Below are 22,517 nucleotides of genomic sequence, written 5' to 3'. Positions count from 1 at the left end.
GGCGGGGCGGTGGTTCCAATCAAAAAGAATAATATCGGCACACTATATGGTCTCACCATCTTATGACTCCGGGTGAGGTGTTGCGCCCTGCCGACAGCGACCCCCGACTCGAACGTCCGGTGGTGAGCGGCGCGGATGTATGACCTCTCACCGGCACTCGACGGGGCCGTCGACCCGGGGACGAACCTGTTGGTTACGGGGCCGCCGCTCACCGGGAAGCGCGCGCTCACGCTGGATATCCTCGCCGCCGGTGCAGACGCCGGCGACGGCAGCATCTTCGTGACCACCAAAGACAGCGCCGCGCGGGTCCTCGATGAGTTCGGCGACAGAGCCGTCTACGAGGACCGCCCCGTCGCCGTCGTCGACTGTGTCACCCGGCAGCGCGGCGTCGGTGACGTCCGAGACGACGGCCGGGTGAAGTACACCTCTTCGCCCGTCGACATGACGGGCATCGGTATCAAGCTCTCCGAGTTCCTCCAGACGTTCTACGCCGACCAGCACGTCGAGCGAAACCGCATCGGCGTCCACTCGCTCTCGACGCTCCTGATGTACTCGAACCTCCAGACCGTCTTTCGCTTCCTGCACGTTTTCACCGGGCGGATTCAGAGCGTCGACGGTCTGGGGCTGTTCTGCATCGACTCGACGGTTCACGACGACCGGACGCTGAACACGCTCAAGCAGTTGTTCGACGGCATCGTCGTCACCAGCGAGGACGCACCGCCGACGCTCCGTCTCTGAACCGCGTCCCCCTCCGCGCCAAGGCTTTTGCTCGCAGGGCGGCAACCGTCTATCTATGCCCATCACCGACGACGAGGGACTGCGAAGGCTACTCGAACACGACACCGTCGCGGTCGTCGGGTGTTCGTCGACGCCCGGGAAAGACGCCCACGACATCCCGGCGTACCTCCGGGACCACGGCTACGACGTGATTCCGGTCAACCCCTACGCCGACGAGATTTTCGGCCGGGAGGCGTACGACTCGCTGGCAGACGTCGAGGAGGAAGTCGACCTCGTCGACGTGTTCCGCCCGAGCGAGGAAGTCGCGGGTATCGTCGACGACGTCGTCGCCCGCAAGGAGGAACGCGGCGACGTGAAAGCCGTCTGGCTGCAGCTCGGTATCACCGACGACGAGGCGGCCGCCCGCGCCGAATCGGGGGGGCTCGAAATCACCCAAGACCGCTGTATGAAAGTCGAACACGGCAGACTGGTGGCGTAAACGCGGGCCGCGGGCGGCGGAAGCGGAACCACCGCGCTCATCTTCCCGCCGACGCTACCGTCCAGTATGAGACCGTTCGAGTCGCTGCCAGACCGGGCGCTGACCGACGCCGAACTGCGAGCGCTCCGCGAGAGCGACGCCATCACCGAGGCGGCCCCGATGGCGCTCGTCGCCCACGAACCCGGAATTAGACTGCTCGCGCTCCAGCGAGACGAGACGCTGTACGGACTCGGGTACGACCCCGAGGAGGGGTGGACCGTCGTCACCGAACGAGGGGCCGACGACCCGAAAGACCTCGAAGCGGTGCGCGACGTCCTCCGCGGGTGGGCCGACGGCGTGTATCGGGACGCGACCCACGTCGACTGACCGCTCCGGCGACCGCCTATTTTACCGACCTCCTACTCCGTCGACCGCAGTTCGAGACGTTCGACCAACTCGTCGCTCACACCCGTCAGGTGGGCGGTGCCGAAAACGGCGACGAGCACGCCGCCGAGCGTGTTGTAGAAGAGGTCCAACACCGTGTCGTCGAGTCCGTACTGGGTGAGGATGGTCCCACCCCCGAGGAGGTAGCCGACGACGGAGATGTAGAACTCCAGCAGTTCCCAGAGCACGCCGAACGCCATGACGAACATCAGCAAGTAGACGAACAGGAATCGAGAGGGCATGCTGATGGCGTCGGTGTACTCGTCGAACGCTCGAAGCGTCGCGTAGGCGGCACCGGCCACGAGCGACGACGACAGCGCGTGCGTCATGTGGTCCCACCACCACGTCGCGCCGTAGGGGCTGAGAAAGTCCAGCGCCGGAAGGGGAACCGTCCCGAAGGCGTGCAGGAACATGGCGACGGTAATCCACAGCACCAGGGCGACGTCCATCGTGAAGTCGTACCGGCGGTTCAGCGCCGCCGGGAGGAACGTGACCGCGAGGCCGACGCCCGCGTTGACGGTGATGCCGGAGTGCCCCAGCCAGAGACCCAGCGCGAGGATGAGTGCCATACACAACTGGAGTACCCTGACGAGAACGCCTTGATTCCGCGTCGAGAGGTGCAGCCGAGTCCGGACGCTCATGCGAACTCACCGCCGGCATCTGCGACGGCTGTCTCGGCAGCGTCGGTCTGGTCGCGTCCGAGTCGCCGCCGGAACGTCCGCCTGAAGGCCAGTCCGGTGCCAGCCCCACCGAGCGCCGCGGCGGTGAAAACCGTCATCAACTGGTCGTTCGAGTCGACGAACGCCGTCCCGAACACCGACGCCGACGCCGCCGACCCGACGGCCCAGAGCCCGGTCACCGCCAGCGTGGCGATGGTGACGAAGACGACGGCGAACGAGGGTGTCATCCGAAGCGTCGTCGTCATCTGCAGCGCCACGACGCCGAGCAGCGCGAGTGTGGCGAGACCGACGCCGACGAGAACGTCTGCGACGAAGTCGAGTCCGAACAGGCCGAGCGCCTGCGGAAGCGACGCGAGAAACACCAGCGGCCACGGCATCGCGTGCGTCCACGAGCGGTCGACGAGCGCGGGCACTACTGCGACCGCGACCGCGACACCGGCTATCGCTGCCTGTGCGAACAGGTTCTGCAAGACGCTTCCGACGACGGTCACGGCGAGAAGCCCGACGAGCAGCCACGCGAGTATCGCGTTCGCCCGTGTGCTTCTCACGAACCAGTTCGGTTGCAATTGCTGACTCATCGACGAGTATCCCCCACCAGATTCCGGGAAACACGTATCCTGTCCCACCGGAGTCTGTGTAGTTGCCGTCACTACGTCGGCCACAACAATCAACAATCTGCCACTTCTTCGAGACTGTCGCCGTTCCGTGTCGGTCGATACGGACGCTCGTCGCGGCCGATTTTCGACCCGACGACGGTTTCTCGTTCACCCGAGGAGATTGTCGAGCGTCAAGACGACGAAGAGGAGAAGCACCGCCTCCGAGACGACCCACGAGTTGTCGTTCATCCAATCGCGGATCTTCGGCAGCGCGGTCTCCGCTCGGTCGCCGAGTGCGAGCACGCTGAGTGACGGAAGCGCCAGCAACAGGAGGGTGACCGCGACGAATCCCGCCGCGTCGGTTACCGGAGCGCCGTTCGCCGCGAGGAAGGTACCGACCGTCACCGAGGTGACGATGTCGGTGGGAAAGAAGCCCAAGAGAAGGAACCCCAGTTTCAGCGAGAAACGCGGCGTCGCAGTCGCCAGCGTCCCCATCCACTTCGGGGGTTCCGACACGTGGCGCGTTCGGTAGGTGTCGAACGCGACGTACACGAGGAGGGCGAGGACGACGACGTTGAGAACGGTCCGCGCTCCCGTCCCGAGGAGAGTCCCACCGCCGCTGACCCTGCTTCCGAGTAAGTACGCGACGACGACGACGAGGCTGATAGAGAGCGACGCCCCGAGGACGAACGCCGCCGAATTTCGTCGCCACTGCTCGCTCGTCGCCAGAAAGATTGCGCTGAGTATCTGTGGACCCGCCACCATCACGACTGCGAGCGGAAGGACGGTGACGAGGCTCATCGGCCGTCCTCGGGTCGCTCCGATTCGGCAGTCGGTCCGAAGCGTCCGTCGTCGAGATCCCCTTCGATGCCACGCTCGAAGTCACACATTGGCAACTCCTGCGCGGAGACCGACTGTACCCTCCGCTGTCGTTGGAGAGTACGTCCTGTCATACCAGAGAGAGAATCGCCCACCAGAAGAATGAATGTTCTCAACGGACGGTGAGTCGGTAAATCGCACGCCCCGATAGGTCAGCAGCAGAAAACCACACAACGGAACGGTCAGCGAGTCAGCCTTCCCACTCCTCGAACGACCCGTAGACGCCCTTCGAGAGGTAGCGCTCGCTGGAGTCCGGGAAGACGGTTACGACGGAGTCGTACGGCGCGTCGATTTCACCCGACCGAATTCCTTCGGCCACGTCGCGCGCGACGAGGGAGTTGGCGGCCGCGCTGGAGGCGACGAGGTGCCCTTCCTCGGCGGCGAGTCGCTGCATCTCCGCGTGGGTGTCTCGGTCGGCGACGGCGACCACGTCGTCGACCAGTTCGGGGTCGAACAGTTCGTTCGTGCTCGGGTCGTGCGTGCCGATTCCTTCGGTTTTGTACTCGCCTTCCTCGGCGTCCATCCCTTTGAACGTCCGGTAGAGCGACCCCTGCGGTTCGACGGCGACGACGTACGTGTCGGGGTGCAGCTCGCGACCGTACCGGGCCATCCCCATGAGCGTCCCCGCGGTGCCGCAGCCGGCGACGATAGCGCCGACTTCGCCGTCGAGCGCGTCGTACACTTCGGGACCCGTCGTCTCGTAGTGGGCTTCGGCGTTGAGAGGGTTCGAGAACTGCTGGGGGACGACGGCGTCGTCGAGTTCCTCGGCGAGTTCGTGGGCGCGGTCGATGGCGCGACCCATCCCGTCCTCGCTGGGGGTGTTGACGACCTCCGCACCGAGCGCGCGCATCAACTGCTGTTTCTCGACGCTGAAGCGCTCGGGAACGACGAAGACGGCGTTCAGGTCAAGCCGCCCCGCGGCGACGGCGATGCCGATGCCGGTGTTACCCGCCGTCGGTTCGACGACCGTCCCGCCGGGGGATACGTCGCCGCGTTCGAGCATCCGTTCGAGCATGTACTTGCCGATGCGGTCCTTGATGCTCGCACCGGGGTTGAACGACTCCAGTTTGGCGTAGACGGGCACCTCGTCGGGGGCCGCGTGGACCGATACCAGCGGCGTCTCGCCGATGGCCTCCAGCACCGAATCGAGCGGAGCGGCGTGGTTCGTCATGCGCTGGCAAAAGTTGCCCCCGAACCTTAGTGTTGTTATCGCTCACGGTTCGGCAGTGCGGCGGTGCGACGGTCCGGTGATGCGGCGGTTCGAAGATGTGGCGGTTCGAAGATACGGGGGTCCGGCGATGCGGCGGCTCGGCGACGCGCAGAGTGACACCTTCGTACGGGTGGCACCCTCGGATAGCGTCACGCCTTCGGACGGCTCACGCGCTGTCGGAGGTGGTCGCGCCGTTCTCCTGGGCGGAGGCGTCGTCGTCGGGGACTTCCGTCTCGTCGGAGTCCGACGTCCCGTCGCCGGACTGCTCGGCCTCGGCGTTTGCGATGCGTTCGGCTTCGGTGATGTGCGCCTCGGCGGTCACCGAGTCCACGTCGACGTCCAGTTCGTCGGCGACCGCTTCGAGAATCGCGCGCTGTTCGGCGACCTCCGTTTCGAGACTGGCGACGCGAGCCTTCGTCTCGGCGACGGTGTCCTGCGTGGCTTTCACCTGTTCGCGGACCTCGTTGAGCCGTTTGTACACGTCCTCGCCCATGTCGGCGACTTTCTGCAGCGTTCGTGCCGTACTTCCGAGTCCCATACGGTGTTCATGCGTCCGCTGCTTTGTGTGCGTTCCGACTCGCGTCGGTCTCCCCGCCCTCGATGACGCCGAGAACGACGAGCGGAGGGCTTTTGCGACCGCCGCGTGAGTGTTCGCCATGGATAGGCCTCGCATCCTGTTGACGAACGACGACGGCATCGAGAGCGTCGGGTTCGTCGCGCTGTACGACGCGCTCTCGGCGGTCGCCGACGTCACGGCCGTCGCTCCCGCCGACGACCAGAGCGCGGTCGGTCGGCAACTGTCACGTCGCGTCGACGTGGCCGAACACGAACTGGGCTACGTCATCGAGGGAACGCCCGCCGACTGCGCCGTCGTCGGTCTCGAATCGCTCTGTCCGGACGCGGACATGGTCGTCGCCGGCTGTAACAAGGGCGCGAACCTCGGCGCGTACGTCCTCGGTCGCTCCGGAACCGTCAGCGCCGCCGTCGAAGCCGCGTTCTTCAGCGTGCCGGCCATCGCCGTCTCGTTGTACATCCCCGCCGGCGAAGTGTCGTGGGAGGAGGCCGCGACGGAACCCGACGACTTCCGGGAAGCGACCGACGCCGCCGTCTATCTCGTCGAGAACGCGCCCGAGGCGGGCGTCTTCGAACAGGCCGAGTATCTGAACGTCAACGCGCCGCTGCCGGGCGACGACCCCGCGCCGATGCAGGTCACCCGCCCGTCGACGATGTACGAGATGACCGCCGACCACGACAGCGAGAACGGGCACATCACCCTCACCGACAACGTCTGGACGCGGATGCGAAACGACGACATTCCGGACCCCGACGGCACCGACCGACGCGCCATCGTCGACGGGAGAGTCAGCGTTTCACCGCTGACCGCGCCGCACACGACCGAACACCACGAATCGCTCGACGGGTTGGCGGCGTCGTATCGGCGGTAGCCCGGCGAACTCCCGGCGATTTCGTTCTCGCCGCGCGTCCGACTGCGGCGCGAAGTAGCACACCTACGGCGTAGTTATCCCTACTCCCGGAGTACCGGAGTCGGGTATGGAGACCGACCGCGAGATATATCCGATGCCGCTGTTCTGCCAGTTGGCCGTCACCGACCTCGACGCGTCGACGAGATGGTACGAGGCGCTCGGATTCGACGTCGTCTACTCGATGCCGGTGATGGCGCACGTTCGGTACCGCAAGTACGCCGACGTGATGCTCGTGGCCGACGAGGCGAAACTGGGCGACCGACCGCCCGGCGTCGCGAGACGAGGAACGGGCGTCTCGATACACGTCGGCGTCGAAACCGAGTCCGTCGACGACGTGGCGAATCGGGCGACGGAGTACGGCGCGGACGTCGTCGAAGGACCGTACGAGACGCCGTGGAACACTCGCGAACTGGTCGTCTCGGACCTCGACGGCTACGAACTGGTCTTCTCCGAACCGGTCGACACCGAGAGATCGTTCGAAGAAGTTATCGGTGCGAGCGAGCGCGGAACGTCGGAGGAGTGAGACGGCCGAGTCAGTCGTCTCGGACGGCTTCGACGTGTCGGCCGATACGTTCCAGGCCTTCCTCCAGTTCGTCGGTGTGCAGGCCGAAGCCGAGGCGGAATCGGTCGGGGTAGCCGAACACGTCGCCCGGCGCGAGAACGACGCTCTCGGCCTCGAAGACTGACCGACAGAACTCCTTGCCCGATTCGAACCCGTCCGGAACCGTCGGGAACGCGTTGACGCCGACCGGTTCGAACCACTCCAGGTCGTACTCCTCGACGAACGCCGCGACGCGCTCTCGGTTCCGTCTCGCGTGCTCGCGGTTCTCGCGGAGAATTTCGTCCTCCTGTTCGCCGAGCGCCTGCTTGGCGATGTGCTGGCCGAGCATCGGCGGCGAGATCGTCGTGTAATCCTTCCACTTCCGGACCGCGTCGGCGAGTTCGGGGTGGGCGACGACCCAGCCGAGTCGCGCTCCCGCGAGGCCGTACGACTTCGAGACGCCCGCGGCCGAGATCGCGCGCGGGCCGAGCGCCGCGGCCGGGGGATGAGGGTCGTCGGCGAGCATCCGGTACACCTCGTCGACGAGCAGGTAGGCGTCGTTGTCGGCCGCGAGGTCGTACAGTGCCCGCATCGTCTCCGGACCGAGGTACTTGCCCGTCGGGTTGCTCGGGTTCGTCAGGACGACGAGGCGCGTCTCGGGGCGCATCGCGTCCGCGACGGCGTCGACGGAGAGGTCCCACTCCGGCGGTTCGGTTCGAAGTTCGGTCACCGACCCGATGGAGTCGGGGACGCTCTTGAGCGACTGGTACGTCGGCGAGACGACGACGGTGTGGTCGCCCTCCTCCAACAGCGCCATGAACGTCAGGTAGTCCGCCTCCTGCGTGCCGCAGGTCAGGACGACTTCGTCGGCGCTTCGACCGTATCGCTCGGCGATATCGGCTCGGAACTGCGGGTCGCCGTCGGTGGGGATGACGTAGCCGAGTTCGCCCACGTCGAGGTCGAATCGGTCGACTGGGAGACTTCTGACGCCGCTCTCGGCGAGCATCAGGTCCGCTTGCGGTTCGTACTCGTCGAGCCAACGCTCCAACTCGAACGGTGGGAGTTCCATGCAGGTGAGACGGAGAGACAGGAGTTACCAGTTCTGGCTGCGGCGGAATGTGCTCTCGGCAACGGCGACCACAGGCACGGTTTGCCGGATTGTCCGAGGTTCTTCGGACCGGAATCCGACTAACCGGTATGCAGCGGCGATTCGTTCACCTGTTACAGCGCAACGCAAACCACGCGGAGTCGTTCCGGTCGCGGTTCGACGACGTGCAGGACTCCCAACACCCCGAGGCGGTCACCGTCTGCTGTTCGGACTCCCGCGTCCTCCAGGACCAGATCTGGGGGAACGAGGAACCCGGCCACATCTTCACCTGCAGCAACATCGGCAACCGCGTCGTTCAGCGGACCGACACCGGCGACGTCGTCTCCGGCGACGTGCTCTATCCCATCGCCCACACCGGAACCGAGCTCGCGGTCGTCGTCGGCCACACCGGGTGCGGCGCGGTCACGGCGACGTACGACGCCCTGACCGACGGCGTCTCCGACGCTCCCGGCATCGAACACTGCCTCGATATTCTGAAACCGCGCCTCGAAGCGGGCGTCGACGCGCTTCCCTCGGACGTCGAGCGCGCGGAGGCGATAAACCGACTCGTCGAGTACAACGTCGACAGACAGGTCGAGTTCCTCGTCGAGAGCGACGACGTGCCCGAGAGCGTCGATGTCGTCGGCGTCGTCTACGACTTCCAGGACGTCTACTCGGAACGACGCGGCGAGGTCCACGTCGTCAACGTCGACGGCGAGACGGACGTCGAGACGCTCAAACGGGAGCATCCGGACGTCGAATCGCGTATCGACCGTCTGTGGGAGTACTGAGTACGACCGACTCCGGCACACGTGCGGCGGAACGGTTATGTTTCGGCCTGCCGGCGTAGCGGCAGGCTCGCGCTCACGCACGTCAAGAGCGACGGCGATTTACCGGGGACGTGCGGAGTAGGGGGTAGATGTCCTCGAAACGGTGGCTCCAGCGAAATCAGGTCGCCGTCTACGCGGTGTTCGTTCTCCTCGCGGTCGCCGTCGGACTCGGTCGCCCCGACTCGGTTCCGTTCCTCGAACGGCTCATCGACCCGGTGTTGGCCCTCCTGCTCTACGTGACGTTTCTCGAAATCCCGTTCGTTCGGCTCCGGCGGGCGTTTCGGAACGGCCGATTCGTCGCGGCGGCGCTCGGGTTGAACTTCCTCGTCGTCCCTGTCGTCGTCTGGGGACTGACTCGATTCCTCCCGCAGCGGCCAGTCGTCCTCGTCGGCGTGTTTATGGTACTTCTGACGCCGTGTATCGACTACGTCATCACCTTCACCGAACTCGCCGGCGGCGACGCCGAGCAGATCACCGCGACGACGCCCGCCCTGATGCTCGTCCAACTGCTGTTACTCCCGGCGTTCCTGTGGCTGTTCATGGGAGAGGAGGTCGCGGAGGTCATCGAACCGGGGCCGTTCGTCGAGGCGTTTCTCGTCATCATCGCGCTCCCGCTGACGCTCGCGTGGCTCACCGAACTCTGGGCGGAACGGTCGTCGAAGGGAGCCGTATGGCAGGAGACGATGGGGTGGTTGCCGGTGCCGATGATGGGCGCGACGCTGTTCGTCGTCATCGCCTCGCAACTGCCTCGGGTGCGCAACTCCATCGACCAGATTGCGTCCGTGGTTCCGGTGTACGTGGTCTTCCTTCTGATTATGCCGGTACTCGGACGACTCGCGGCGGAGGGCCTCCGGATGGACGTCGGCGAGAGCCGGGCGCTCGTGTTCACGTCGGTCACCCGTAACTCGCTGGTCGTACTGCCGCTCGCGCTCGCGCTCCCGGCCGGTTACGAACTCGCACCGGCCGTCGTCGTGACGCAGACGCTCGTCGAACTAGTCGGAATGGTGGTGCTCACGCGCGCCGTCCCGGCGTGGCTCGTCCCCGTTCGGAGTTCGTCGAACGCCTCGTAGGTCGAACGCCTCCGAAGCGGACTCTTCGGGTTCGAGGGTGGACGTTTCGTTCCCGACTTTCACTCAGTCGACGGTCGAATCATCGATATCCTTTCCGTGGACTCGTACCGTCGAAATACGGGCCCCCTCGACGCTCGTCACCTCGACGACGGAGCCGTCGATCTCGACGCGGTCGCCGAGCGCCGGCGCGCGGTTGAGTCGTCCGAGCACCAACCCTCCGATCGTTTCGACCTCCTCGCTTTCGAAGTTCCCTTCGAGAGCGTCGTCGACTTTCGACAACGGGACGCCCCCGTCGATGTCGTACCCCCCGTCGTCGCGCGGGCGTATCGAAGGCTCGCGCTCGTCGAGGTCGAACCCGTCCCGGAGGTCCCCGACGAGGGCCTCGACGATGTCTTCGACGGTCGCAACCCCCTCGAACGCTCCCCACTCGTCGATGACGCCGGCTATCTGCTGGCGGTCATCCCTGAACTGTCTCAGGAGGTCGCTGATCGTCATCGTCTCCGGAACGATGAGAATCTCGTGGGCGATGTCGCCGACTCTCTCGGCGTCCCCGCCGTCCACCTCCGCTCGCAGCACGTCCTTGACGTCCACGAATCCGACCACTTGGTCGCCGTCGTCGGCGTCCAGAACCGGGTAACGTGTGTGACCGGCCTCGAAGACGATCGACTGAAGTTCGGGTAACGAGGCGTCCGCCGGAACGCTCACCACGTCCGGTCGTGGGACCATGACCTCCCGTACTACGATGTCGTCGAGGTCGAAAACGCGCTCGATCATCGTCACCTCCGCCACGTCGATGTTTCCTTCCTCGCCGGACCGGGTGAGTACCCGAAGAAGCTCCCGCTCGCCGAGCGTCTCGTCCGTTTCGGAGGCGGGCGGTACACCGATCGACCGCGTGAACGCGTTGGCCGCTCCGTTGAAGACGACGATCCCCGGATAGAGGACGTAGTAGAAGAACTTCATCGGCGGGGCGAGGAACAGCGAGAGCCGCTCGGTTTTGGCGATTGCGAGCGTTTTCGGCGCGAGTTCCCCGAAGACGACGTGGAGGAACGTGATGAAACTGAAGCCGACCGCGAAGGCGACGAGATGGATGAGACCCGCCGGGAGAACCGGTTCCAACACGGGTTCGATGAGCGACGCGACGGCGGGTTCGCCGACCCACCCCAGTCCGAGCGAGGCGATGGTGATGCCGAGTTGCGTCGTCGCGAGGTAGTCGTCGAGGTTCGTCATCACTTCTTGGAGCGTCCCAGCGCCGGCCCGTCCCTCCTCGGCGAGCCGGTCGACCGAGGTTCCTCGAATCCGAACGAAGGCGAACTCGGCGGCGACGAAAAAGCCGTTCAGCACCACGAGAAGCAGCGCAAGGACGAGCTGTGTCACCGAGAGCACGACGTCTACCATCGGGGCCTCCGGAACGTACTGCTGTTCGATTGTAGTGTGTCCATAGCTACGTATCTCGTTCCAAGGACAAAAACTATCTAAACAGTCGACGGATGAGCGACACCCCTCGCGGACGACCCGAACCTCCCGTCGTTCCGCGGGTGAACCAGCGTCGTGGCCCGTCGAGACTGTCGCGTTACACCGTACGCGACTCCCCTGCAACGAGAGCGGAGCCGAAGTCGGGCCGCTACTGGCTACGTTTCGAGGCGATCCGGGCGAGGAACTCCCGTACCGCCGTCGAGAAGAAGTCGGGGTTGTCGATGTTGGAAGCGTGACCAGCATCCGGAATCACGGTGAACTCGACGTCTGCGTTGGTGAGTTCCTCCGCGAGTCTCCCGTGCATGTCCCGAAGCACCGCTGGCGAATCCTCTCCGTGCATGACCAACGTGGGGACGGTGATCCGTGACGCGTCGAGGTCGCTTCTCGGGAAGCGCGCCATCGAATTGGCGATTTTGACGAACTCCCTGTGAGATATCGTCGGCGCTGCTTCCATGAGCCGTTGTGTAGTCGTGCCGTCACCGGCGACTCCCGGTGATAGCCGATTTCCCACCCAGGTTTGGAACCGGTTCAGCGTCGTGTACCGAACAAATCGGTCGAGCAGGCCGAAGAATCGGAGATTGGCGAAGATCAGTCGGCCCGTAAACGGGAGCGGGGCCGCGGTGAACGTATCGGACACCACGAGGCCGGCCACCTTTTCGGGATACGTCGCGGCGTACATCTGGGCGATACAGCCGCCCATCGAGAGCCCACAGAGAACCGGGTTCTCGACGTCCAGCGCCGCGAGAAGCGCATCGAGGTCCGCCGCGTACAACTCCATGGTGTACGAGTCGCGGTCGGAGCCACCGGTGTGCCCGTGACCGCGCACGTCGTACGCGACCACGGTGTACTCGTCACCGAGAGCCTCCATCTGCGGTTCCCACTCGCTGGCGCTCATCGCCATGCCGTGGATGAAAACGATGGGAGGACCGTCCCCGCGACGCACGTAGTACGTCTCGATGTCGTTCGTTCGAACAGTTCCCGACTCGCTTGTAGCGGAGCTCTCGATAAGGCGATTCTCTACACGTTCCGTCTCGGCGCCGAGGTTCTGTTCTTCCATCCGAGTTGTAGGTTGCCGGTGGGGATAACTCCGTCAGTGACCGCGTTTCACCAACCGAGGAACGGATAGACGACAGCCGAAAGAAGAGTTGGCCAACCGTCCGGTGTCGGAGGACACGAAACGCTCGCGTTCGGCTACCTACTGCTCCGTTGCTCCACCTTGTTCAGGTTCTCAACTGGTGTTACAGATTTTAGCTATTTTGCCGCTTTCTTCCCAGCGTCCGAAATGACGGTGGGTAACGCAAGTTCTCTCTGGAACCTACGATGGGGTTCGCCGTTCGAGCGCCAGTTTAACTCCAAACCCGACGAGAACGCTGCCGCTGGCCACGCGAAGGACAGTTTTCACGAATTCGCGCTCAGTAATCACTCGTCGTGCTCGCGCAGAGAAGACCGCGAGTATCGCTTGATAAACGAATCCGAGACTCGCAAACAACACGCCAAGCGAGAAAATCTGTAGGGCGGAAGAACTTCCCGGCTGAACGAACTGTGGAAGGAAGGCGAGGAAAAACACTGCCACCTTGGGATTCAAGACGTTAATCAGCAGGGCGCTTCGGAACGACTCGCTCGGCGTGTAGCTGGTGCTGTCTGGTGTAATTTCGAATTCTTCCGAACTCCTGAACGCCTGAACGCCGAGATAAACGAGATACGCCGCACCGACGAATTTGACGACAGTAAACGCCAACGCGGACGTTTGCAGAATTGCCGAAAGCCCGAGCACGGCGGCCGTCGTGTGTACGATACTCCCCGTCGAAGACCCGAGCGCGGCCGTGACACCGGCGGTACGTCCGTCGCTGATACTCCGAGTTAGCGTGTAGATACTATCTGGCCCGGGTGAAACGATGAGAGCGATTGCGACGGAAATGAACGCAAGGACGGTGCTTGGTTCTAACATGCACTAGCGGTCAAGGGCAGACGTCTTAAATCCAGATTTATTGTGGTATGCTACCGACTCTCCCTCTGTTCGACCTTGTTCAACTCGATGAGCAACCGGAAGATCGCCTTCACCAGATTCGCGTCCACCTCGAACGTCTCGGCGTTCTCGCCGGCGCGCTCCATCACCTTATCCTCCTGGGCCTCGTCGGTCGTCGGCAGATTCTGCTCGTCTTTGACCTGCGCGATGGTGTCGGCGACGTACGTTCGCCGGGCGATGAGTTCGACGAGTTCGCGGTCGATATCCTCTATCTCCTCGCGGAGTTCGTCGAGGTTCATCTCGTCGGGTTGCGGTCGGGTCGGGTCGGTCTCTGTGAGTTCGTCAGTCATGGATGCGTGCTCCGTCAGGTCGTGTTCCGGTCGAAATCGTCGTTCCGGGCCGTTCCTCCCACCGCTTCTGGACGCGTTCGAGCGCCGCCGCGTCGCCGACGGCGACGACGCTGGGGCCGGTCCCCGACAGAGAGACGCCGGCCGCGTCGGGCAGCGCCTCCACCGCGGGTTCGGCCGAGAATCCGAGCGCCGCCGAGAAGGCGAAGCCGTTGACGGTCATGGCCTCGGTGTACCGGCCCGCGAGCGCGAGGTCGGCTACCGTGTCGGCGACGGACGCGATTCGGGTACAGCGGTCGGCGTCGGCGTCGGCGCTGTAGGCGCGTTCCGGCGGCGTCCAGACGAGAACGTTCCAGTCCACCTCGTCGCGGGCGAGCAGTTCGTCCTCGCGGTTGTCGGTGACGGTGACGCCGCCGAGCATGCTTGCGGAGGCGTCGTCGAACGCCCCGGTCACCGTCACACCGGCGTCGCGGGCCGCCTCGACGCCGATTCGGCAGGCTTCGAGCCGTGTCACCGTCGAGTTATCCGCGTCGCCACCGTCGTCGACCTCGACATCGAGTGCCGAGAGCGTCGCCAACACCGTCGCGTTGGCGGCGGCGCTGGAACTCTTCAGTCCGGCGGCCATCGGAACGTCGCTCTCGGTGCGGACGGTTCCGCCCTCGCCGTCGCCGAACCTGTCGACGCAGCGTTCGACGCAGCGCTCGACGAGTCGCGTGTCGGCGTCGGGGTCCTCGGCGACGGCTCCGCGGACGACGCCGGAGTCGTCGAGTTCGACGGACGCGCGCGTCTCGACGTCGATAGCGAACGCGGAGCCGACACCCGTCGCGAGCGCGTTCAGGACGGTTCCCGCCCCGAGGGCGGACGCACGGCCGTGCATAGCGAGAGGCGGCGACGAACCGCATTAGGTGTGGCGGTCGGTGCCGATTTCGCTTCTATCCGGGGGAACCGCGCCGCCGAGGCGCGACGCTTTTCCCACCTCCGTCTCTACCTCGGGTATGAGCGCGCGAAACGACGTCCCTCCGAGTACGCTCGGCGTCGAACTCCTCGACATCGGCATCGAGGTGGAGTATCTCGACGGCCGAACGACGCTGTACCGCGGCGTCCCGAAGAAACACGGCGGGCCGCTCCGCACCGGCCCCGGAAAGGAGACGCACGTCCTCGTCACCGACCCCACCGAGACCGAGGGCGTGATGATGTACGTCAACGACCTGAAGACGCACGACGACATCCTCGACGACAGCGGCGTCGGTCGAATCATCCTCGGCGACGGCGACGAGGAGGAGCTGTTCCCGGGCGTCGTCGTCCGCCGCGTCGGCGGGATGCGCACCGAGGTCGAGGCCGACCCGGAGGTCGCCCGCGGCCGCGTCTTCGTCTTCGTCGAGGACGACTGGGGCGAGCAGAGCTTCGAGTTAGTTTCGGAGGAGTAGTCGGCCCGACAACCGGGGCCGCGGCGGTTCGCTGCAGGCGCGGCGGTTCACTGCAGGTACGGCGATTCACTGCAGGTACGACGGTTCCTCTGCGTCGCAACTCGACTCGTGCTGTTTCGCGTCCGTCTCGTTCTCGAAGAGGAACCCGCACATCTCGCACTCGTACCACGTCATCTCGTCGCGTTCTGTCGTGGCGACCATACGCTGAGAGAGGGTAGCAATAGACAAATGCGTTACTCGGCGGGAGTCACGATACCGCGGCGCGACAGTCCCGCCGTCGGCGCCGACGACGCCGGTGACCGGTCGTTTCGACGGCCACCCGTGAGGAAGGGTAAAGAGCCGTCACTGCAAAGGCGGTTACATGAGCGACGACTCGGGCATCGAACTCACGGTCCGCGCCGCAGAGAAGCGCGACGCCGGCCGTGGCATCGCCCGCCTCCCCGACTCCGCTCGACGGACGCTCGGCGTTCTCAGCGGCGACACCGTCGTCATCGAAGGCGAACGCGAGACGGTCGCCAAAGTGTGGCCCGCCGGTCCGACCGCCCCCGCCGGCACCGTCCAGGTCGACGCCGACACCCGCACCAACGCCGGTGCGAAGGTCGGAGAGACCGTCCGCGTACGGAAGGTCGCCGTCGAGACGGCCCGCTCGGTGACTATCACCGCCGCCGCGAGCGTCGGTACCGACGACGAAGACCTCCTCCGCCGCATCCTCAAGCGCGCACTGCTCGACCGCCCCCTCCTCCAAGGCGAGCAAGTGCACGTCGAACAGCTCGGCGACGCGCCGTTCGTCGTCAGTGAGACCAGTCCCGACGGTACCGTCCGCATCGCCGACTCGACGACGGTCCGCGTCGACGTCGAAGCTGACCAGAGCGGAAGCGACGTGTACCGTCCTACCGACCGCGACGCCGGGCGCACAGCCGGTTCGGGAGCCGGAGCCGGCTCCGACGCGGATTCCGACACCGGCGCGAGCGCCGCACCCGCACCCGCGCCCGTCAAGCCGGCGACCGGAATCAACTACGAGGACATCGGCGGGCTGGACGAGGAACTCGAACTCGTCCGCGAGATGATAGAACTCCCCCTCTCCGAGCCGGAGGTGTTCACTCGCCTCGGCGTCGAACCGCCGAAGGGCGTCCTGCTGTACGGCCCGCCCGGAACGGGCAAGACGCTCATCGCCAAGGCCGTCGCCAACGAGGTGGACGCGCACTTCGTCACCATCTCCGGCCCGGAGATAATGTCGAAGTACAAAGGCGAGTCCGAGGAGCGCCTCCGCGAGACGTTCGAGGAGGCCCGCGACAGCTCGCCCGCAATCGTCTTCTTCGACGAGATAGACTCCATCGCCCCCAAACGCGACGAGGGCGGCGACGTGGAGGACCGCATCGTCGGCCAGTTGCTCTCGCTGATGGACGGACTGGAAGCCCGCGGCGAGGTCATTGTCATCGGCGCGACGAACCGCGTCGACGACCTCGACCCGGCGCTGCGCCGCGGCGGGCGGTTCGACCGCGAGATTGAAATCGGCGTCCCCGGCGAGACGGGTCGGCGCGAGATTCTCGACGTTCACACGCGGAACATGCCGCTTGCCGACGACGTGGACCTCGACCGCATCGCGTCGCGGACCCACGGCTTCGTCGGCGCGGACCTCGAATCGCTCGGCAAGGAGGCGGCGATGATCGCGCTCCGTCGCTCGCGGGAGGGGACGGACCCCGTCGCACTCGACGACCTCGAAATCACCCGCGCGGACTTCGAGGGCGCGATGGCGGCCGTCGACCCGAGCGCGATGCGCGAGTACGTCGCCGAGACGCCGACGACGACGTTCGAGAACGTCGGCGGTCTCGACGAGGCGAAAGCCGTGCTCGAACGCGCGGTGACGTGGCCGCTGACGTACGCCCCGCTGTTCGAGGCGGCCAACACCGCGCCGCCGTCGGGCGTCCTCCTCTACGGCCCGCCGGGGACCGGGAAGACGCTTCTCGCACGGGCAATTGCGGGAGAGAGCGGCGTCAACTTCATCCACGTCGCCGGGCCGGAGCTCCTCGACAGATACGTCGGCGAGAGCGAGAAATCGGTCCGAGAGGTGTTCGAACGCGCTCGACAGGCTGCCCCGGCCATCGTCTTCTTCGACGAGATCGACGCCATCGCCGGCGACCGAGACATGGCGGGCGGCGACTCCGGCGTCGGCGAGCGCGTCGTCTCGCAACTGCTGACTGAACTCGACCGCCTCAGCGACAACCCGAATCTGGTGGTGCTGTCGGCGACGAACCGCCGCGACTCGCTGGACCCGGCGCTGCTCCGACCGGGCCGACTAGAGTCGCACGTCGAGGTTCCCGCGCCCGACGAGGCGGGTCGGCGCGCGATTCTCGACGTCCACGTCCGAGACAAGCCAATCGACGACGAGGTGGATTTGGACGCCGTCGTCTCGCGGATGGACGGCTTCACGGGCGCGGACATCGCGGCGGTCTGCCGGGAAGCAACGCTGCTCGCGATTCGGGACGTCGCCGACCGGTACGAGGGTGCGGAGGCGAACGAACACGCCGACGAGGTGCTCGTCACCGACGACCACTTCGACGCGGCGCTGGAAACGGTCGAACCGTCTCTCCGGTGAGCATCGAACACTACCTTCGCTTTTCGAGCACCGCTCTGTAGTACGGGTCGCCGTCGCGGCGACGAACCCCGACGACGTGCCACGGCGTCCCCACCAGCGCGTCGGCGAGTCGGTTGGGTGAAAAGAGCAGAAACGAGAGCGCCCGGCCGACTTCTCGCATAGCCCCGCTGGACTCTCCGCTCTCGCTGTCTCGGTACTCGACGTGAAACGCCCGTCGAGCGACGCCCCGCCTCGGGTCCGACCGGTAGCCGAAGAACGACTCGGCGTCGAGACGGGTCGGGTCGTAGCTGTCGACGACAGCGACGCCCGACTCGTCGGTGACGCCCGCGAGGTCCGAGAGGAACGCTCGGATACCTGCAAACGACCCGGCGAGGCCGAGTTGCGTGCCGTTGACCAGCGCCGACCGAAATCGGTCGCGGGGGAAGTCGAGCGCGAACATATCCATCACACGGGCGTCGACGACGCCGCCTTCGCGGGCAGCTTCGACCGCTCCCGGACTGGCGTCGACGGCGACGACTTCGCGGTCGTCCTGGAGAAACAGCGCGTACTGTCCGGCACCACAGCCGACATCGAGCACTGGACCGTCGAGCGAGTCGAGAAGTAATTGCCATCTCTCGGGCCACTCCGTCGGCGGCGCGAAGTAGTGGTCGGCGACCTGCGCGTCGGTCCGCTCCGCGCCGTCGACGTACTCGCAGACGCCGCGAAGGCCACCCCGTCGGTAGTCGAGCATCGCGCGTCCGAGAGGGTCGGCCTCGATCGGTTGCTCGTCAACTCCGTCGAGGGGCATCGCAGGGCTCGAATCGCGTTCCGTCACAATATGTCACAGACTACCATCTGTGATAAATACGCAACGAGATTCGGTACCGGCTCCCGTGGTCGCGCCGGTCGATTGCGCTCGTCGTCGCTTATTTGTGAGTTGGTGTCACAGAGGCGGGTATGAGTGATGGCTTGCTCACCGAAAAAGCGCGGGACAGACTCACGACGACCTGTCGAACGGCCGTCGGCGACAGTTTGCGGTCGGTGACGTTCTTCAGCCGATTCGACTACGAGCAAGTGTATCTCCGAAGTGACTTGGAGCAAGACGCCGACCTGAGTTCGTTCATCGGCAACGAGTGGCACGACTTCAAGACGACGCAGGACGCCTACCACAACTCCGAGTTGGGCGAGTATCGATACACGATTCGCGTCTTCGACAACGGCTTTCTCGTCCGCATCACCACCGAGAACACGGGTGTGTTCATCACTACCGACGGCATCACGATGAAGGACTTCGAGTCGCTCGCGGCGGCGGTCGAACCCGTTCTCGAAGACTGGGTCTGAGACGGTTACGCGGCCTCCGGCCGCGGTTATCGCCGTCTGATTCGACGGGGCCAGTTTACAAACCTGAGAGGTGAGACGAGAAACGAAGGTCCGAGACGGAGTTCGGAGTCAGTCCCAGAACGACTGCGTCCGGGCGTACTGGCGCTCCTGGGCGAGGATGTCGCGGTAGAAGTCGTCCTCGTCCTCGCGGAGTTTGGCGATGATTCGGGCGGCGTTGTGCGGGCCGACGCCGCGGGCGGCCATGGCGACGACGGCACGCTTGCCGTGGCTCTGGACGAGATTCGCCGACCGGTACGCTCGTCGCGTCATCTTCTCCTGTTCCTCGTCTTTGTCGTTCGAGCGAACCGCCTTCACGACTTCGTCGGCCCACGGGTTCAGCGAGGCCACGCGCGTCGACCCGCAGTTCGGACACTCGGGTTGGTCGGCGACGCGTCGCACCTTCGTCTTGCGGTGCCATTCGGTGCAGTGCAGACAGAAGAGGATGACGCGGTCGTTTCGGATACGCTCCCGAATCGCCTCGATGACGCTCGCGTCGGCGTTCTCGGGGACGAGGAACTCGCGGCCGCTCGACCGTCCGGCGACGCCGACGGGGGTTCGCTCGCGGGCGACGGCGAGTTCGATATCGCCCGACTCGATTCGTCGGAGCACGGCGACCGCGTTCGGCACGTCCAGGTCCCGGTGGAACACCTCCCGTACGGCTTCGTCGTAGACGGGCGTGTCTTCGAGCGCAGCGAGCAGGCGGTCTGCGCCGAAGCGGTTGTTCCCCTGGTAGCGCTTGAGCGCGCCGAACTTCGCGGCGACCTGCGCGAGCGTGAACTTCAGGGTGTCCGAGTTCTTCAGCGCGAGTTCCAACAGCCCCTCGACGTGGTCCGGGTCGGTCGACTCCAGCACCTCGACGAAATCGGCCGGTCGAACCTTCGGCGGTACCTCGAACTCGATGCGATACGGGCTGACCTCCATTCCCACGGAGGACCCGGTTCGCTGGCCGACGAGCGCCGACAGCAACCGCCCGAGGGTCTCGTTGACTTGATGGCCGAAGCAGGCGTTGACGACGACGCTTCTCCCCTGGCCTTCGACGACGATTCGGTCGGCCGTCGGCAGCGGTTCCCCCGTCTCCGCGTGACGGTCGAGCAGCGTCATCGCCTCCGTCACCGTGTGTTCGTCGGTCGGATAGCGTCCGAGGAAGTCGCGGGCGACCGACTCGACCGACGCGCCGGACTCGAACTGTGGCCCGGCGACGGCGCGCATCTCGCCGACCTCCTGGGCGACGGCCATCGGCACGGGAATCTCGCGGCCGGTCCACGAGGGAACCTCTCCGGCGGGGTTCTCGATGGGCGCGACGTTCACCCGCGTCTCCTCGTCGTCGATGTCGTTGATGCGCCACATCTCGCCGCGCTGGATGAACACCTCGCCGGGTTGCGCGAAGTTGACGACGAACCGCTCGTCGAGCGTCCCGATCTGTTTTCGGGAGCTCATGTCGTGGACCTCGTACGTCTCCTGGTCGGGAATCATCGAGAGGTTCGCGTAGAAGTACTGCCACGTCCCGCCCGATTTCTCCAGGAGGTCCTTCTCCTCGTCGACCCACAGCAGACGGTTGCCAGACAGTTCGCGGACGACCTGCCGGAACTGCTCTTCCTCCAAGTCGCGGAAGGGGTACGCCCGCCGAACCAACTCGTACGCGCCGCGGGCGCTCACCTCGCCGGTGTCCATGACGACTCCGACGATCTGGTTCGCCAACACGTCGAGACTGCCGTGGTGAATCTCGGCGGGTTCGACGTCGCCGTCGACGGCGCGGCGAGCGATAGCCAGCGCCTCGAACGTGTCGTCGGGGTCGCTCGTGACGATAGTGCCCCGGGAGACGGCGTCGCGGCGGTGTCCCGCCCGGCCGACGCGCTGGAGCAGGCGGGCGACCTCTCGGGGGCTCCCGTACTGGACTACGTGGTCGACCCGGCCCACGTCGATGCCGAGTTCCATCGACGACGTGCAGATGAGCCCGTCGATGTCGCCGGCTTTGAACCGATCTTCGATGTCGATCCGCGCCTCCTTCGAGAGCGACCCGTGGTGGACGCCGACGTTCGCGCCGAGCGTCTTGAACCGAGAGCCGAGCGCCTCGGCGGTCTGTCGAGTGTTGACGAAGACGAGCGTCGACTCGTGGTCACGAACGAGGTCACGGATCGTCCGGACGTGACTCGCTATCTCGGCGTCGGTGGCGAGCTTCCCCGCGAGACGTTCGTCTTCGGGCGTTACCTCCGGACGCGTCACGGTGAACTCGACTTTGCTTCCGACATCCACTTCGACGATTTCGAAGTCGCGGTCGCCGAATTCCGTCGACGGGCCGACCCCAACCAGAAACTTCGCGACCTCCTCGGGCGAGCCGACGGTCGCCGACAGCCCGATTCGCTGGAACGGTCCCGCGACCTCGCGGAGGCGTTCGAGGCCGACAGTCAACTGCGCGCCGCGCTTCGAGGAGGCGAGTTCGTGGACCTCGTCGACGACGACGTGTTCGACGTCCGCCAGCGCCTTTCTGAGTTTCTTCCCCGTCAGCATCGCCTGCAGCGTCTCCGGCGTCGTCACCAGCACGTCCGGCGGGTCGTCGGCCTGCTTGCCGCGCTGGTACTGCGTCGTGTCGCCGTGGCGGACCTGGATGTCGAGGTCCAGCGTCTCGCCCCACCAGTCGAGGCGCTCGCGCATGTCGCGGTTGAGCGCCCGGAGCGGTGTAACGTACAGCGCGGAGATGCCGAACGGCTTCTCGCCGTGCTCGACTATTGAATCGAATACCGGAAGCATCGCCGTCTCGGTCTTGCCAGTCCCGGTTGGGGCGATGACGAGCGCGTTCTTCCCGGCGGCGAGCGGCGGAATCGCCCGACGCTGCGGCTCCGTCGGTGTGGTGAAGCCGCGTTCGGAGAGGGCCTCGCGCACGGCGTCGCCGAGCGCGGTGAAGGCCCGAATCCCCGTCGCGGCCTCCGACTCGGACATTAACCAGATTAGCGGCGCGAGGGGGTTAAGGCCTACGCTTGTGGCGGTCTTCAGGTGTTCGTGTCCCCGTTCGGAGGCCATCGAATCGCGCCAATACTGTCGGAGTGTTTATACTGCGTTCGTGTGTTTTCTGCGACGATGAAGCGTCGTCGGGTCCTGAGGGGTGCGCTGATACTCTATGGTCTGAGCGGTATCGCAAGCGGTGTGACTCGGATGAACGAAGTAACCGACGTACTGACGTGGGCCACAATCGCGGCTGGTGCCGTTTTCATCGTCGTCGCAGTGATGTACGATGGTTCGATGACAGAGATGGAGCGGACACCTTACTTCCAGTTGGTGGTCGGTGGTGGACTCCTCTATACGGCCAGTACTGCCTTCGGATTTGTATAATCGTCT

25 protein-coding genes are annotated in these 22,517 nt (G+C 65.4%); 11 read left to right on the top strand and 14 right to left on the bottom strand.

Features of this window, described 5'->3' with window-relative positions; genetic code table 11:
• Nucleotides 1-135 precede the first annotated feature (135 nt).
• The 3 genes from DV709_RS01595 (at nt 136) to DV709_RS01585 (ending at nt 1,582) form a co-directional block, all read left to right on the top strand.
• Nucleotides 136-738, top strand: coding sequence for an RAD55 family ATPase (locus tag DV709_RS01595; RefSeq protein ID WP_117591234.1), 603 nt, complete (start codon nt 136-138; stop codon nt 736-738).
• 55 nt (nt 739-793) lie between these two features.
• Nucleotides 794-1,216: a CoA-binding protein gene (locus tag DV709_RS01590; protein WP_117591233.1), complete on the top strand. Its 423-nt coding sequence runs from the start codon at nt 794-796 to the stop codon at nt 1,214-1,216.
• 66 nt (nt 1,217-1,282) lie between these two features.
• Complete coding sequence (locus DV709_RS01585; protein ID WP_117591232.1) at nt 1,283-1,582, top strand: hypothetical protein; 300 nt, start codon at nt 1,283-1,285, stop codon at nt 1,580-1,582.
• A gap of 32 nt (nt 1,583-1,614) precedes the next feature.
• Here the strand turns inward: DV709_RS01585 and DV709_RS01580 are convergent, their stop codons facing one another.
• The 5 genes from DV709_RS01580 to DV709_RS01555 form a co-directional block, all read right to left on the bottom strand.
• The gene (locus DV709_RS01580) at nt 1,615-2,280 is read right to left on the bottom strand and encodes a hypothetical protein (protein WP_117591231.1); all 666 of its coding nucleotides are present in this window, start codon (nt 2,278-2,280) and stop codon (nt 1,615-1,617) included.
• The gene (locus DV709_RS01575; RefSeq protein WP_198665625.1) at nt 2,277-2,897 is read right to left on the bottom strand and encodes a hypothetical protein; all 621 of its coding nucleotides are present in this window, start codon (nt 2,895-2,897) and stop codon (nt 2,277-2,279) included. The genes DV709_RS01580 and DV709_RS01575 overlap by 4 nt, the downstream gene beginning before the upstream one ends.
• Nucleotides 2,898-3,083: 186 nt before the next feature.
• Nucleotides 3,084-3,716, bottom strand: a complete 633-nt coding sequence (locus DV709_RS01570; RefSeq protein WP_117591230.1) for a GAP family protein — start codon at nt 3,714-3,716, stop codon at nt 3,084-3,086.
• 268 nt (nt 3,717-3,984) lie between these two features.
• Nucleotides 3,985-4,965 (bottom strand): PLP-dependent cysteine synthase family protein, encoded by a 981-nt coding sequence (locus DV709_RS01565; RefSeq protein WP_117591229.1) that lies wholly within the window; start codon nt 4,963-4,965, stop codon nt 3,985-3,987.
• A 205-nt stretch (nt 4,966-5,170) separates the two neighbouring features.
• Nucleotides 5,171-5,542 (bottom strand): DUF5798 family protein, encoded by a 372-nt coding sequence (locus DV709_RS01555; RefSeq protein WP_117591227.1) that lies wholly within the window; start codon nt 5,540-5,542, stop codon nt 5,171-5,173.
• Nucleotides 5,543-5,660: 118 nt separating this feature from the next.
• Between DV709_RS01555 and surE the strand changes: the two genes are divergently transcribed.
• Entirely contained in the window at nt 5,661-6,449 is a 789-nt protein-coding gene (surE, locus tag DV709_RS01550; RefSeq protein WP_117591226.1) for a 5'/3'-nucleotidase SurE, read from the top strand.
• Between the two features lie 106 nt (nt 6,450-6,555).
• Nucleotides 6,556-7,011, top strand: a complete 456-nt coding sequence (locus tag DV709_RS01545) for a VOC family protein (protein ID WP_198665624.1) — start codon at nt 6,556-6,558, stop codon at nt 7,009-7,011.
• 10 nt (nt 7,012-7,021) lie between these two features.
• Here DV709_RS01545 and DV709_RS01540 read toward each other — a convergent pair whose 3' ends face one another.
• The gene (locus DV709_RS01540; protein ID WP_117591225.1) at nt 7,022-8,098 is read right to left on the bottom strand and encodes an aminotransferase class I/II-fold pyridoxal phosphate-dependent enzyme; all 1,077 of its coding nucleotides are present in this window, start codon (nt 8,096-8,098) and stop codon (nt 7,022-7,024) included.
• 128 nt (nt 8,099-8,226) lie between these two features.
• Here DV709_RS01540 and DV709_RS01535 point away from each other — a divergent pair, with 128 nt between their 5' ends.
• Nucleotides 8,227-8,907, top strand: coding sequence for a carbonic anhydrase (locus DV709_RS01535; RefSeq protein WP_117591224.1), 681 nt, complete (start codon nt 8,227-8,229; stop codon nt 8,905-8,907).
• A gap of 128 nt (nt 8,908-9,035) precedes the next feature.
• On the top strand, nt 9,036-10,016 hold the full coding sequence (locus DV709_RS01530) for an arsenic resistance protein (RefSeq protein ID WP_117591223.1): 981 nt from the start codon (nt 9,036-9,038) through the stop codon (nt 10,014-10,016).
• 63 nt (nt 10,017-10,079) lie between these two features.
• Here the strand turns inward: DV709_RS01530 and DV709_RS01525 are convergent, their stop codons facing one another.
• From DV709_RS01525 to DV709_RS01505, 5 genes are all read right to left on the bottom strand, one after another.
• On the bottom strand, nt 10,080-11,411 hold the full coding sequence (locus DV709_RS01525; RefSeq protein WP_117591222.1) for a hemolysin family protein: 1,332 nt from the start codon (nt 11,409-11,411) through the stop codon (nt 10,080-10,082).
• Nucleotides 11,412-11,637: 226 nt separating this feature from the next.
• Nucleotides 11,638-12,546 (bottom strand): alpha/beta fold hydrolase, encoded by a 909-nt coding sequence (locus tag DV709_RS01520; protein ID WP_117591221.1) that lies wholly within the window; start codon nt 12,544-12,546, stop codon nt 11,638-11,640.
• A 258-nt stretch (nt 12,547-12,804) separates the two neighbouring features.
• On the bottom strand, nt 12,805-13,437 hold the full coding sequence (locus DV709_RS01515) for a LysE family translocator (protein ID WP_117591220.1): 633 nt from the start codon (nt 13,435-13,437) through the stop codon (nt 12,805-12,807).
• 50 nt (nt 13,438-13,487) lie between these two features.
• Nucleotides 13,488-13,805 carry a chorismate mutase gene (locus DV709_RS01510; protein WP_117591219.1) on the bottom strand — a complete coding sequence of 106 codons (318 nt, stop codon included), beginning with the start codon at nt 13,803-13,805 and terminating at the stop codon, nt 13,488-13,490.
• A complete protein-coding gene (locus tag DV709_RS01505; protein WP_117591218.1) occupies nt 13,798-14,679 on the bottom strand; it encodes a shikimate kinase in 882 nt (293 codons plus the stop codon). Before DV709_RS01505 ends, DV709_RS01510 begins: the two co-directional genes overlap by 8 nt.
• Before the next feature lie 118 nt (nt 14,680-14,797).
• On the opposite strand from DV709_RS01505, the gene DV709_RS01500 reads away from it, so the two are divergent.
• On the top strand, nt 14,798-15,229 hold the full coding sequence (locus DV709_RS01500) for a DUF5796 family protein (RefSeq protein WP_117591217.1): 432 nt from the start codon (nt 14,798-14,800) through the stop codon (nt 15,227-15,229).
• Between the two features lie 66 nt (nt 15,230-15,295).
• Here the strand turns inward: DV709_RS01500 and DV709_RS18290 are convergent, their stop codons facing one another.
• Nucleotides 15,296-15,430 (bottom strand): DUF7128 family protein, encoded by a 135-nt coding sequence (locus DV709_RS18290; RefSeq protein ID WP_256360026.1) that lies wholly within the window; start codon nt 15,428-15,430, stop codon nt 15,296-15,298.
• 160 nt (nt 15,431-15,590) lie between these two features.
• On the opposite strand from DV709_RS18290, the gene DV709_RS01495 reads away from it, so the two are divergent.
• Nucleotides 15,591-17,825 carry an AAA family ATPase gene (locus DV709_RS01495; RefSeq protein ID WP_117591216.1) on the top strand — a complete coding sequence of 745 codons (2,235 nt, stop codon included), beginning with the start codon at nt 15,591-15,593 and terminating at the stop codon, nt 17,823-17,825.
• Nucleotides 17,826-17,835: 10 nt separating this feature from the next.
• Here DV709_RS01495 and DV709_RS01490 read toward each other — a convergent pair whose 3' ends face one another.
• A complete protein-coding gene (locus tag DV709_RS01490) occupies nt 17,836-18,612 on the bottom strand; it encodes a class I SAM-dependent methyltransferase (protein ID WP_117591215.1) in 777 nt (258 codons plus the stop codon).
• 149 nt (nt 18,613-18,761) lie between these two features.
• Here DV709_RS01490 and DV709_RS01485 point away from each other — a divergent pair, with 149 nt between their 5' ends.
• Nucleotides 18,762-19,145, top strand: coding sequence for a DUF7522 family protein (locus tag DV709_RS01485; RefSeq protein ID WP_117591214.1), 384 nt, complete (start codon nt 18,762-18,764; stop codon nt 19,143-19,145).
• A 108-nt stretch (nt 19,146-19,253) separates the two neighbouring features.
• On the opposite strand, the gene DV709_RS01480 is transcribed toward DV709_RS01485, so the two are convergent.
• A complete protein-coding gene (locus DV709_RS01480) occupies nt 19,254-22,121 on the bottom strand; it encodes a DEAD/DEAH box helicase (RefSeq protein WP_117591213.1) in 2,868 nt (955 codons plus the stop codon).
• 138 nt (nt 22,122-22,259) lie between these two features.
• On the opposite strand from DV709_RS01480, the gene DV709_RS01475 reads away from it, so the two are divergent.
• The gene (locus DV709_RS01475) at nt 22,260-22,511 is read left to right on the top strand and encodes a hypothetical protein (RefSeq protein WP_117591212.1); all 252 of its coding nucleotides are present in this window, start codon (nt 22,260-22,262) and stop codon (nt 22,509-22,511) included.
• The last annotated feature ends 6 nt before the right edge of the window (nt 22,512-22,517 follow it).

The organism is Haloprofundus halophilus (assembly GCF_003439925.1).
GTDB lineage: Archaea > Halobacteriota > Halobacteria > Halobacteriales > Haloferacaceae > Haloprofundus > Haloprofundus halophilus.
Note: the sequence above shows the minus strand (reverse complement) of the source record. Positions and strands in the feature narration are given on the sequence as shown.